General features: G+C 55.8%; 8 protein-coding genes and 3 pseudogenes. 10 read left to right on the top strand and 1 reads right to left on the bottom strand.

All coding sequences use genetic code 11. The annotated features are described in order from the left end of the window. The first annotated feature begins 30 nt into the window (after positions 1 to 30). The 4 genes from C404_RS37145 to C404_RS37160 all read left to right on the top strand — a co-directional run bounded on the left by C404_RS37145 (position 31) and on the right by C404_RS37160 (position 5169). On the top strand, positions 31 to 1179 hold the full coding sequence (locus C404_RS37145) for a hypothetical protein (RefSeq protein WP_021193843.1): 1149 nt from the start codon (positions 31 to 33) through the stop codon (positions 1177 to 1179). Positions 1180 to 1552: 373 nt separating this feature from the next. Then, positions 1553 to 2383 carry an FkbM family methyltransferase gene (locus C404_RS37150; RefSeq protein WP_021193844.1) on the top strand — a complete coding sequence of 277 codons (831 nt, stop codon included), beginning with the start codon at positions 1553 to 1555 and terminating at the stop codon, positions 2381 to 2383. Positions 2384 to 2799: 416 nt separating this feature from the next. Continuing rightward, positions 2800 to 3726, top strand: a complete 927-nt coding sequence (locus C404_RS37155) for a LysR family transcriptional regulator (protein WP_021193845.1) — start codon at positions 2800 to 2802, stop codon at positions 3724 to 3726. A gap of 723 nt (positions 3727 to 4449) precedes the next feature. Next, positions 4450 to 5169 carry a response regulator transcription factor gene (locus C404_RS37160; RefSeq protein ID WP_021193846.1) on the top strand — a complete coding sequence of 240 codons (720 nt, stop codon included), beginning with the start codon at positions 4450 to 4452 and terminating at the stop codon, positions 5167 to 5169. Between the two features lie 49 nt (positions 5170 to 5218). On the opposite strand, the gene C404_RS37165 is transcribed toward C404_RS37160, so the two are convergent. Further along, positions 5219 to 5476, bottom strand: coding sequence for a DUF7696 family protein (locus C404_RS37165; protein ID WP_021193847.1), 258 nt, complete (start codon positions 5474 to 5476; stop codon positions 5219 to 5221). Positions 5477 to 6354: 878 nt separating this feature from the next. On the opposite strand from C404_RS37165, the pseudogene C404_RS60975 reads away from it, so the two are divergent. The 6 genes and pseudogenes from C404_RS60975 to C404_RS37190 all read left to right on the top strand — a co-directional run. Further along, positions 6355 to 6447, top strand: a pseudogene (locus C404_RS60975) (ESPR domain-containing protein); the annotation flags it as partial. A 345-nt stretch (positions 6448 to 6792) separates the two neighbouring features. Next, positions 6793 to 8487, top strand: a pseudogene (locus tag C404_RS60980) (hypothetical protein); the annotation flags it as partial. Between the two features lie 177 nt (positions 8488 to 8664). Further along, positions 8665 to 9318 (top strand): annotated as a pseudogene (locus C404_RS60985) (YadA family autotransporter adhesin); the annotation flags it as partial. 125 nt (positions 9319 to 9443) lie between these two features. Continuing rightward, on the top strand, positions 9444 to 10559 hold the full coding sequence (locus C404_RS37180) for a DUF2827 domain-containing protein (protein WP_021193851.1): 1116 nt from the start codon (positions 9444 to 9446) through the stop codon (positions 10557 to 10559). A 46-nt stretch (positions 10560 to 10605) separates the two neighbouring features. After that, positions 10606 to 11724, top strand: coding sequence for a DUF2827 domain-containing protein (locus tag C404_RS37185; RefSeq protein WP_021193852.1), 1119 nt, complete (start codon positions 10606 to 10608; stop codon positions 11722 to 11724). A 19-nt stretch (positions 11725 to 11743) separates the two neighbouring features. Further along, positions 11744 to 12901: a DUF2827 domain-containing protein gene (locus C404_RS37190; protein WP_031329047.1), complete on the top strand. Its 1158-nt coding sequence runs from the start codon at positions 11744 to 11746 to the stop codon at positions 12899 to 12901. Positions 12902 to 13360: the final 459 nt, after the last annotated feature.

A 13360-nucleotide genomic window follows, 5' to 3' on the forward strand; every position in this document is an offset into this window, starting at 1 on the left:
CTACGTTGACTGCCGAAAAATGAGTCACGCGTGATTATCGATAGCTACGAAAAGCTGCAGTCTGCTCTGCTCAGCGGTCAAGTTGATGCTTGCACTGCATTCCTTGCGTCGCGCCATGATTCAGACAAGGGGCAGGCGGAATACTGGTACTGGCAGGCCCAGATGTATTACCGATCGGGCCGGCTTCTGCGCGCACTGGATATCTGCTTCATGCTTACGCGAGAGGCAGGCGCCTTCGGTATGCACTTCCATTGCCTTGCGGACATCTGCGCCCATCTTGGTACAAAGGAAATCGGCCTCGCGGTACTTGAGATGCTGGCATCCAAAGCAGAGCTATCCCGCGAATCGTCTTACTACGTGCGGCTGTCTGGCTCCCACTATGTTGGCGAAGATGATCGGGCACTGAGCATCCATCCCGGTCATGCCGTCCAGCCATCGTGCATGAGCGAACATATTCGCGCGCGCAGCCTCATGCGGAGGCGCGGTATCCCAGCAGGTATCCACGTTTTCCATCAGACCTATTGCAGCCAACAGGCTGTTGCCGAGCTATGGCCAGTACAGGATGTCGAACGTTACTGGTGTGGGCAGCAGCATGAACTACCCAAGCAACTGACCATCAAGGGGTTCTCATGTGGATTCGGCGATTTCATTCAGTGGATTCGGTATGCACGGGCCCTGAAGACAATTGGCGTTGAGATTGGCTGGGACGTTCAGTTCGATGGACTGTTGGGTGATTGCAGCCTCAACGATCAAGACCATCAATCCGCGCAGCAGTTGAAGCTCGCGGATTTCGTGTATGGGCGTAGCGATGCGCATATGTGGACCACGCCATTCACGCTATTTTTGTCGTTATTTCCCGTGCTTGGCTATGGGTCTACCAGTCGCCATATCGAGTCGCGTAACGATCAGCAGGTTGAGCAGCAACTTAGTGAAATACGCAAGCGGGCGCAAGGTAGAAGATGCGTTGGTATCTTCTGGTCGTCATGTGAGTCGAACGACCTATATGCGCGCAAGAGCCTGCGCCATGGACATCTTGATCCGCTTCGGAGGCCTCGAGCGACATCCATTGGGTGGTCATGCCGCGTGGATACGAACGAATGTGCTGGGCCGATGGGGCGTACGCGAAAGACCCTCAAAGCTGCACCGTTCTGCCGCAGCACTTTAGCCTTGCGCAAGTAATTGGGATCATCGATCAACTAGATGGATTCATTGGAAACGATGGGGTCCTCACGCATGCCACTGGCGCACTGAGCAAGCCTGGTTGCTTGTTGCTGGATGCGCAATGCGTAGATTGGCGCTACGAACACAATGTGGATGCGACGCCTTGGTACCCGTCTCTGAGTGTGCTCAGGCCCGACACGATGGGCGATTGGGACGGACTGATATCTAAGTTGATATCGCGCGTTCCGTATGTGGGTGCGCCGTAAGCGGATGGCTGTGCGAAATGGGCAGCCGGCTCGCATGAGCTGTCGCCAATGATTCGCATGCGTGCGGTGCAAAGGTACGCTTGCGTTGGCAGCCGACGGAAATTTGGTTTTAGAAGAGGTGCTTTATGTTTCCAGAACAGCGTGCGCTGTCATTCATTCTTGCGGCGACCAATCATGGCACGCTGATCGTCAATCGCAATGACTACGCATTGGTCGAAGGGCGGCCCAGTTACGGCGTAGGTTTGAACCTACTGGAAACGGCTTCGTTTGACGGTTCGGAGGTGGATTTTCTATTGTCGCTCTTGCGTGTTCAGCGACAGCGGTCGGGAGACGGCGTGGTATTCCTTGATTGCGGTGCCAATATCGGCGTGTTTTCGGTAGAGGCCGGACGCTTGATGACGCACTGGGGCACTGTGCATGCCTTCGAACCGCAGGATTTTATTTTCTATGCGCTGGCAGGCAACGTTGCCATCAACAATCTCTTCAATGTTCAGGCACATCATGTGGCGCTGGGTGCGATAAACGAAGTCATCACGATACCGCATGTGAATTACTGTCAGCCCGGTTCCTACGGAAGTCTTGAAATCAGAAAGCCTGAGAACCCGATGCTGTCGGTCGGGCAGTCACTTGACTACACACCGGAGAAAGGGCGTCAGGTTCGCCAGATCGCTCTGGACAGCTTGAACCTAAAGAGAGTCGATTTACTGAAGATCGATGTGGAATCGATGGAGCTTGATGTGTTGAGGGGGGCGCGATCGCTCATTGCGGCATACGCACCGTTAATTTGGGTGGAAATTCTAAAAACAGAAAGACAGCGTATAAAAGATTTTTTAGCGCCGCGGAATTACCACTTCTTCGAGGTGGGGCAAAATATGCTCGCAGTGCCTAGTCGCGACCGTGAACTACTCAGGCGTTTTTGGATGGACGAACAAAACACTCTTTTCGTGAAGGTGTAATGGGAGGCTACCGGCATATTATTCGCCGCATTGAAGACGCCGCCAGAAAATCAGCATTTTATTGACTATGACATGTTCAAGGTTGCCGTCCGCCCCCGTCATAAAAATATCCAACCGCGTTCACCTAACCAGCAAACCTTCTTCCCCCAATGATCGATCGCGCATTTATCTGAGACACCGTCAGGTGATCCACGAACGTCAAGTTTTGGACGAGTGTGACTACTGCCCTATGCAACAGGGCAGCCAGTGGTGGTGCGGTGACTAGGAGGTAGGCATGGCTGGCATCGCGATTTGGGCAACGCGGCCTCGATCGCGGCTGGCGGTGGTGAAAATTTGGCATAGCAAAGCTCACTTAGTACGACCCGGTGCCGATACTAGTATGAAGACGGCAAGTTGGATTGACCGGGGAGCGAGCGATGACCTTGCAGCAACTGCATGTTTTCCTGAACGTGGTAACACAAGGCAGTATCCATGGCGCAGCGCGCGCGCTTGGCGTGACACAGCCAGCCATCACCGCAAGCATGCGTGAACTGGAAAAAGCGTTGGGCGTACCGTTACTGCTGCGATCGGTAAGGGGCGTGAAGCTAACATCTTACGGGGCGGTGTTTTACCGTCGTGCGAAATCCATCACGGCTGACATGAAACGTGCTGAGGACGAACTGCTGGAAATGCAGGGAGGGCAGCCAGGAAGTGTCGTAGTGGGGCTGTCTGAATTGGCAGAGTGCTCCATGCTGCGGAAGGCATTCAGTGAGTTTCGGCGAGCAGGACACAGCACATTGCTGTCCTTCTACCAAAGCAGCTTTTCCTCCGCGTTGGGCCGGCTGTTCGAAAACGCCATCGACTTCGCGATTGTCAATGGGCTTAGGGATGTGAAATTCCCGGATTTCGTGGTGCCGAAGCGGTTGTTTTCGATGTCAGTGGTGGTGGTTGCCAGGCCCTCACATCCCAAGATTCGTGCGCAGCGTATCGATGCACTGATCGATGATGAATGGCTGTTGCCATGCGAGGCGGGTGACGATACCGACCGCGCGTTCACGTACTACTTCGACGCTATTGGCTTACAAGTACCCAGGGTCTCTCGTTGCCTAACGGTCTCGACGGCTGCGCTCTTGCTGCAGGAGGCAGACATGATTGCCCCTGTTCAGTATCCGACATTCAAACTAAAGTTGGAGAGCCACGGTCTTGAGGTGATCCCGATCGAGCTGGAAGGGGTCGTCATGTCCTCTTATCTTCTGACGCGGCGCGACCATCGCTTGTCGGACGCCGCTGAGACGCTTCTCGCAATCTTCGAAGAAGTGGCCAGGGAGGTTCCATTCGTTGAGCGTGATGCCTTGACCACCTGATCTTCCCTCAAACATTGCATAGAGGCAGGTTAGCGAGTTGTCACGGTTGGTCGACGAGCGCTTTGCGATGCGTTAGCCATGCCGAATTTTTCTCAGAACGTCTTGCAGCATCACACCTTCTAGGTTCAAGTCGGCCGCCAAACGTTTGGCTTGACACTCTCCTCCTCAAGCCGACCGTACGGTGCAGCTCAGCAACACCGATACCACTGCACTTCCCCTTCGACTTCATCATGGCAAGTGCCCGCGTTCGGGCGGCAATGCTGTGGGTTCTTCTTTAGGTCTATCGCGTCCAGGGCTTGAGGGTAAGAAGGGGGCAACTGTGGTCTGTTGAAGCTTCGCGCGTACGAGTGCAGTTCTGCCACCAAGTGGACGTGGCGCCGTGTGTCAGTCCGAATGGCGGCGCTGGATACGGTATGGCACGCATCCATAATTCAATTGTAATAATTATGTCAATAATAATATGTATTTATATTAATAAAGGCATCTTATCTTGTGGGTTCAAAATTGTCTTGGTAGATTTGGCTCGCTCGAGCCTGCCTGGAGAATAGTCCGTGAATCGGGTTTTGATATTAAACAATTGTATATAAATAATATTTTTTTTGTGCGTGCGAGAGGCTGGCTATATGGATTTTGAGTTGCCTATTCCATGCTGGAAAGCATTTGATGTGGTGTGGGGAAGCATTGTAAGTGCGCGGATTGAGCCCGTGCTGATATGAGGTAAATATGAAGATTGCTTTGGTAGAGGACAGTGAGGATCAAGCAGAGTTGGTTTGCAGGATTGTCCAGTCCACTTCACATGAATGTGAGAGCTTTATAAACGGCGTGTCGCTTATTCGCGCATTGAGGGACCAGTCTTTTGATTTATTCATACTGGACAAGAACTTACCGGATTTAAGCGGCGACGAACTGGTGGTATGGATTAGGAGGACCGTAGGGCTGCATACGCCAGTCATGTTTTTGACGTCGTGCCAGGCAGAGGAGAGTCTTGTGGGCGCGCTCAATGCGGGGGCGGACGATTACGTCTCGAAACCAATTCGCCCTGCCGAACTGGCGGCCAGAATTGTGGCATTGCTTCGGCGCGCTTATCCGTCCAGCCACGTCGACGATACCGTGATTGAGTTGGGGCCATACAGTCTGGATGCCGTGACAAAGACTGCACGTTTGCACGGTGTTGATGTTGGTCTGGCTCCAAAGGAATTCGAGGTCGCTTTGTACTTGTTTGGAAATGTTGGACGACTGGTGCCGAGGGATGTCATCGAGAAGGCGGTTTGGGGGCGCGCCATTGGTCCAGACTCAAGGACGCTGGACACGCATGTCTCGCGCGTGCGAACCAAGATGGCCATCAAGCCGGAGCACGGACTCAGGCTGGTGAATGTGTATTCACACGGGTTTCGCCTGACGCAGTTGAGTGCGGAAGATGGGCAGGTGAGCTGCAGTTATTAGGCGTTCGCGTAGTCCACCATGCAGTGTGTGCTTCGGGCCATGTGCATCATCAATCTGCCTGCCCGGCCAACTGGCGCGTGATTTTGGAAATCAGCTGTTCTGCCCCGAGTTGAAGGTCCAGCGCAATGTCAGCGCCGCGTTGATTGACGACACGTACCAAGTATTTTGCGCGATCGTTGTCGGGCAGACCGGCGACATGCACGGTTTCGCAAAGACGAAGCCAGCTACCTCGGTGCGCAAAACAGGTGGCTTTGCGTTGAGCCAGAAGGCAATTGAGAGCGAGCTGAATATCCTTGCGCGACACCATAGAAAAGCTGATTGATTGCTGCTTTTTGAAAAGGACGCTTTGGATAGTAAATCAACAAAGATAAGGGTAAAAAAATGACTGTTACGGTGTGGTCTGCTCTACCTGGTGATCCATCGCATCGCGGTGGTTTGAGCTTCTTCAGTGGCGCTGGCGTTGCAACAGTAGAACTTTTTTTAGGGGGGGGCTCGGAGTCGATTGGAGGGTGGTGAGGTCTACCAGCAATTTCCCAGGCTGGGCGCCGCATTGGAGCGCATGTTGCGTAACACTGAGGTGGTGATGAATACGTTGGAGCTCTGGTGCAGGACGGCGCGGGCCTGGTCGGTAAACCAGTGCTCCCCGATGGCCGTCAGCGATCCGGGCTTTTCAAAGTGACGTCATGCAGCGGCCTGTGCTGATTGAAATCCAGGGCAATGCTTGGTGGTGTTGTTGCCGTCTGAGCACGGCGAGCATCGCCTTGCAGAAAACAGGCAGACACAGTTGTTTTGAGTGGTTCTGATGCATGCAACCGCTATATCCGCGGGTGCTTCATGGCGTAACTGCGCCAAATGTGGCAGGGCTCAGCTGGCCCCGCACACCTCTGTTCACAACCGAGTGTCTGTTCTCCCTTGAAAGCGGTGGCATCCAGACACACGAGTTTTTATTCCCCTGGCCACGCCGGGGCACGATGGTCAACAGATAGGGATTTAGCAACTCTTCTTTGACATCGTGTCTGACGTGCAAAACGCGGGCGGGTCGCGTTTGCGTCCCCACAACCATCGCATGCCTTTGATTGCAGTACTCGCCCTGGTGAACCTCATCACCTGGACACGTGCGCTGCATGCACTGCATGCCTTGCTTTTTTGACCAACCTGCTCGCGCCAACAAAAAGAGGGATCAACATGAACAAGACTTACAAGAGCATTTGGAATGAGGCGCTGGGCGCTTGGGTGGCGGTATCTGAGATTGCGAATGCACGTGGGAAACCCTCGCGGGGCGTCTCTGGAGTTGTGGGAGATGTTTTCAGGCCAAACTTGAAAGCAGTTTGCCTCGCCGCTGCGACGGCTGTAGGACTGGGGTTGAGTGCAGATGTAGTTTGGGCCGGGGCCATTGGAAACTGCAATGGCTCAACAACGGCCTGGGGTAGTTCGATTGGTACCGGCTTTGTCTCCAGCACCTGGAGCCTCGCGGAAGGAAATTGCGGTACAGGTACCGGTGTGATATTGACTGAGAGTTCGACCGCGAACGCTGGTACCGCCGGCAGTATGGCTTATATGTTTGTCGGTCAGACGGGCAATAACCCAACTGGCGTGATCACTCTATATGGACCCAGCGGAATCACCCTGAAGGGTGTGACGTCACTGAACGGCAACAAGATCACAAATTTGGCAGCGGGTTCGCTCGCGGCGGGTTCGACGGATGCAGTGAATGGTTCGCAGCTGAGCACGACGAACAGCACGGTGACGTCGCTGTCGACCTCGGCATCGACGGGGATCAGCACCGCGCAGAGTGGGGTGAACTCGCTGTCGACGGGTTTGAGCACGACGAACAGCACGGTGACGTCGCTGTCGACGTCGGCGTCGACTGGGATCAGCACCGCGCAGAGTGGGGTGACCTCGCTGTCCACCGGTTTGAGCACGACGAACAGCAACGTTGCATCACTGTCGACGGCAGTCTCGGCCGGACTCGCGGATGCAGTGCAGTACGACGACAGCACGCACACCAAGGTGACGCTGGGTGGTGTTGGCGCTAGCACGCCGGTGACACTGACGAACGTGGCAGCGGGTGCGGTGAACGCGACGAGCACGGATGCGATCAACGGTAGCCAGCTGTCTTCGCTGTCGACGTCGGCGTCGACGGGGATCAGCACGGCGCAGAGTGGGGTGAACTCGCTGTCCACCGGTTTGAGCACGACGGACAGCAACGTTGCATCGCTGTCGACCGGCCTGAGCACGACGAACAGCACGGTGACGTCGCTGTCGACCTCGGCGTCGACGGGGATCAGCACCGCGCAGAGTGGGGTGAACTCGCTGTCCACCGGTTTGAGCACGACGGACAGCAACGTTGCATCGCTGTCGACGGGCCTGAGCACGACCAACAGCACGGTGACGTCGCTGTCGACGTCGGCGTCGACGGGGATCAGCACGGTGCAGAGTGGGGTGACCTCGCTGTCCACCGGTTTGAGCACGACGAACAGCAACGTTGCATCACTGTCGACGGCAGTCTCGGCCGGACTCGCGGATGCAGTGCAGTACGACGACAGCACGCACACCAAGGTGACACTGGGTGGTGTTGGCGCTAGCACGCCGGTGACACTGACGAACGTGGCAGCGGGTGCGGTGAACGCGACGAGCACGGATGCGATCAACGGTAGCCAGCTGTCTTCGCTGTCGACCTCGGCGTCGACGGGGATCAGCACGGCACAGAGTGGGGTGAACTCGCTGTCCACCGGTTTAAGCACGACGGACAGCAACGTTGCATCGCTGTCGACCGGCCTGAGCACGACCAACAGCACGGTGACGTCGCTGTCGACGTCGGCGTCGACAGGGATCAGCACCGCGCAGAGTGGGGTGACCTCGCTGTCCACTGGTCTGAGCACGACGAACAGCAACGTTGCATCGTTGTCGACGGGCCTGAGCACGACCAACAGCACGGTGACGTCGCTGTCGACCTCGGCATCGACGGGGATCAGCACGGCGCAAAGCGGGGTGAACTCGCTGTCCACTGGTTTGAGCACGACGAACAGCAATGTCGCATCGCTGAGCACGGGTCTGAGCACAACGAACAACAACCTGACGTCGTTGTCGACAGTGATCTCGACCGGCCTTGGGAACGCTGTGATGTATGACAATGCATCGCATAACAGCGTCACCCTAGGTGGGGTCGGAGCAACAGCCCCTGTTCTGCTCACCAATGTTGCAGCTGGAGCGGTGACTGCGAGCAGTACACAGGCGGTCAACGGCAGTCAGCTGTACAGCCTGTCGACTTCCTTGAGTGGCGAGATCACTTCGTTGTCGACTAGCTTGGGGGCAACGAACACTCAGGTGACGTCACTGTCAACCACGGTGATTTCAGTGAATGGTTCGGCTTCAGGGACGGGGGCGCCAGGTGCGGTTGGCGGTACTGCGCCTGGCGGTGCGCTCCTCACACAAGGGACTTCTGGGACAACGGTCACCCAGGTATCGGCCTCCTGTACGAGTGCCAACGGCGTCGATGCAATGGCGAACGGGGTGTGCGCACATGCAACGCAAAACGGAGCGACAGCTTACGGTTCAAATGCGCGAGCCGCTGCCGAAAACACGACTGCTATCGGCTTCCGCGCGGTTGCTTCCCAGGACGGTGCCGTCGCCATTGGCTACAACGCCCAGGCGACCGGAGATCCGACCGTCGCCATCGGCTACAACGCGACAACGTCCGGCAACAACTCGGTTTCCATCGGGGCCAACGCATCGGCACCTGCGAACAACGCGGTTGCATTGGGGGCGGGCTCGGTGGCGGACCAGGACAATACCGTATCGGTAGGGGCGCCGGGCGCAGAGCGTCGTATTACCAATGTTGCACCTGGCGTCAACCCGACGGATGCAGTCAACGTGTCTCAGCTTCAAAGCGTCCAGCAAAGCGTCAATACTGTTGCCAAGCAAGCCTATTCAGGGGTTGCAATGGCCGGTGCGCTGGCGGGCCTGCCGCAGGTGGAGCCAGGTAAGACAGCTCAGATTGGTGCGGGCTTTGGGAGCTATGGCGGCTATACCGCACTGGCAATTGGAGGGAGCGCGCGCGTGACACAAAACACGATTGTCAGGCTGGGCGTGAGTGCCACGACATCTGGCCGCACGATGGTCAATGGAGGCGTGGGGTACTCATGGTAACGCCTCATGTGTTGGAGCCTTGCGAGATTAGCGGCCATGGCTAGTGGTCCACATGGTATATGACCGGGAGCCTGCAGCGTTTGGTGGCACCCGGTCGTGTGCCCTGTTTTTGGGTGTGAGCGAACATGAGCGGATTGCGTATTGGAATCACCATCGGCCTTCGTGAGCCAAACGAGAGCCTGTGGGTCAACGGCATCAAGCAGAACGCCTTGTTTCTCGCGAAAGTGTTGATGAAGTCCGACCGGGGGCATCGGGTGACGCTGCTCAACACAACCGATGTGCCCGTGACGAGTGCTCTGCCATGGCGCCTGAGCGAGTTTGATACACGCCCCTTTATGGAGACCAAAGATGACCTTGATGTTCTTATCGAGCTCGGCGGCCAGATCGACGCTGAGCAAACCGCTTACTTGAAGGCGCGCGGTGTCAAAATCATCAGCTACGTCTGTGGTGTGGAGTACATCCATGTCACCGAGTCGGTGCTGTTCGGCCGTCGGATGTGGGACACGTTGTTCGTCAACAGAGGGTATGACGAGATCTGGGCGATTCCTCAGGTTGCCAAGTCATCGCTGCCATTCCTGCAGTCGCTGCGGCGTTGTCCAGGGCGTATTGTTCCGTTTGTGTGGGATCCCATGTTCCTGGAGGAACGCGCTATCACATTTCCGGCGGAAGGGGAGTACCGGCCAAGCGGAAAGAGCGGGAAACGGCTGAGTGTGATGGAGCCCAATCACGATGTCGTGAAGTGCTGCCTGTATCCGATGCTGATTATCGACGAGGTTTATCGTCGTAACCCTGGGTTGATTGCGTTCACGCACGTAACGAATGCCGACCACCTGGCCCATGCGAGTCCTGAGTTTGCGATGTTGATGAACCAACTGGAGATGGTTCGTGCCGGCAAAGCCAGCTTTGTCGGTCGGTTTGAAACGCCGGCGTTTTTGTCGGAGCTGACCGATGTAGTGGTATCCCACCAGTGGGAGAATCCGCTCAACTATTTCTATTTTGATGTGTGCTGGCAAGGATACCCTCTCGTGCACAACGCGAGTCTTGCCCAGGACATCGGCTACTACTACCCAGGCAACGACGTGCAGAACGCATCGGAGCAACTCACGATTGCGCTGCAGCATCACGACGAAGACTGGGAGGGCTACATGCGGCGACAGCGGCAATCTCTGCTCCGATTCACGTGCGAGAGTCCGGCGGTGGTTTCCAGGTACGACGCGCTGATAGATAACCTGTTCCGATAGCGTTGTTGGGCGAACTGATTTGTGGAGCGGGTGAAGGATGTGTTTAATGCAAAAAGATAACGATAGGCTTCGAGTTGGCATCTCGCTGTTTGCGCGTGACGGTCAGGTTATCTGGGAAAACGGGATCCATCAGAACATCGCCTTTCTGGCCATGATGCTGAGTCGATCGGACCGGGTTGGCCAGCTCTATTTCCTCAACGGAGGCGATGCGCAGTCGTTACCGGCGGGGTTGGATCTTGCTGGGCTGAATGTGCCGCTGGTCAATCCACGCGACGTCACGCACGAACTCGACGTCGTTATCGAGATGGGTGCACAGTTGCCGGTTGAGTGGCTTAAGCAGATGAAGGCGCTGGGCAAGAAACTGGTCGCGTTCTTTGTGGGGCACGTGTATGCGGCATTGTGCGAAACCCCGATGTTTGGCAGACCGTCTGGGCACATATTCAATGGTGGCCCATTCGACGAGATCTGGACATTAGCAGAGTACGAGAAGACCTCGAAAGCATTGTTGCAGACACTGACGCGCGCACCTGTCCACGTGATGCCGCACATCTGGTCGCCTTACTTTCTGGAACGCCGCATTGCGCAACTGGCCAGCGAAGGTATCGCGTTCGGTTATCGGCCGGGGCGTGGTCAATGGCGCCTGGCGACACTGGAGCCGAACATCTCCGTTGTGAAGACCTGCCACTATCCGATGCTGGTCTGTGAGGAGTTCTTCCGCGCAAAGCCGGATGCCGTTGAACATCTCTTCGTCGTCAATTCGTTGCACTTGAAGGAGCATCCAACCTTTTTGTACTTCGCAAATAGCTTGAACCTCGTCCGGAAACACAAGGCGACGTTCGAGCAGCGGCATGAATTGCCGGGTTTCCTGGCGCAGCACGCGGATGCCGTTGTTTCGCACCAGTGGGAAAACGCACAGAACTATCTGTACTACGACGTGCTGCATGGCGGCTATCCGCTCATCCACAACTCTACGATGCTTGGCGATGCCGGGTACTACTACCCGGACTTTGATTCTGAAGCGGGCGGTCGAGCCCTCCAGAATGCTTGGCAGATGCACGACGCCCAGCTTGATCGCTATCGGGCGAAAGCTAATGCGTTGCTGAGATCCGTCGCGATCGACCATCCTTCAAACCTCGACGCGTTCGTTACGCGTCTTCTCACCTAATCTCTTGTAGAGAGGACGTATGTCGATATCGAAATCTCATGACGTGATCAATGGCAACAAGCGTCTGGTGGTTGGTGTCTCGTTGTTTGTGCGAGGCACGGGCCAGTCGTTGTGGGAGAACGGCATCTTTCAGAACTGCCTGCTGCTGATTCTCTTGCTGCGCCAATCGCCGGTTGTGGCCGAGGCCGTGATGGTGAGTGGGGGTGGTGGTGGGGCTGCAGACCCGAGGATGATGCTCGATGAGTGGAGTGTTCCGTTGCTGACGCAAGACGAAGCTATGCAACGCTGCGATCTGGTCATTGAGATGAGTGCGCAGTTCAGCATTGATTGGATCACGGCCTTCCGCCGGCGCGGCGGGAAAGTTGTGACGATGCGCGTGGGCAATGACTATGTTATTGATATTGAGCGCGCCATCTTCAATAAGCCATCGGGGTTCCTGTTCTCTGGTGCGACGTACGATGGCGTATGGACGATCCCGGAATTCGAGCATTCCTGTCTGCACTACTACCAAACAGGGTTGCGCTCGCCCGTGAAGATCCTGCCGCATCTATGGCATCCAATGTTGTTCGATCGAGCTCGGGCCACTCTGGGCGCTGGCCTGTCGTTCGGCTATCAGCCTGGCAATCCGCGTTGGCGAGTCGCGATGTTCGAGCCAAACATCTGTATGGTGAAGACCAGCATCATTCCAATGCTGATCACTGAGGAAGCGTATCGCACCCGGCCAGACTTTCTCGAGTATGTGCGGGTGTGCAACACGCTCCACATGAAGGATCACACGACGTTTGTGCATTTCGCCAGAAGTCTGGACATTGTCACGCACGGATTGACGACGTTCGAAGGGCGGTTTGCGGTCTATGAGTTCATGGCGGCACATGGTGATGCGGTGGTCTCCCACACATGGGAGAACGCACAAAATTACCTCTACTATGAGCTGCTATATGGAGGCTACCCCCTGATCCATAACTCGCCATATCTTGGCAAGGCAGGCTATTTCTATCCTGACTTCGATTGTCAGGAGGGGGGCAGGGCATTGTTGGATGCGTTCTCAGAACATGATGAAAACCTTGATGCCTATCGCGAAGAGGCGGCGCATGTTCTTGATGCTGTGAGTATCGATAATCCAAAGAATGTTGCCGCCTACACGGAAGCGATCTCAGTGCTCTATCAGACTATATAGAGGCAGGGAAAGTGATCAACGGAGGCAGATTGGATTTCCCGCCGATTGGCGGGGCCTGAAGATGAAACCAAGTCTGACATGCCCTCACAAGATTCCATCTAACGGAGGGTCATAGCGTTCCACGACGCATTCCAAAGGGTCACCGCTCCGGTATGCCAAGCCAAGAGATCTGCGTTGTGGTGAAGCTAAAGCCGTCAACGCATATCAGCGAATAGACATCTCTGTTTGAGCTTGTCGGTTAGCCGGGGGCAAATTGCACCTTAGGTTAATCGTTATTTGCACCGTAAGTGCGCTCGCTTTCGCCTACCCAACGAACTCCATATGTGAACATTTTGCCGACCGCCTTTGCGTTGTCCGGTCCGTTGAGCCAGAGGCACGTGCCTCCGGTTGTGAACGAGACCCATTACTGTCCGGCGTAACGATTGTTTTTTGATCTAACCATCTTCCGTTCGATACCCT

Source organism: Ralstonia sp. AU12-08 (genome assembly GCF_000442475.1).
Lineage (GTDB): Bacteria > Pseudomonadota > Gammaproteobacteria > Burkholderiales > Burkholderiaceae > Ralstonia > Ralstonia insidiosa.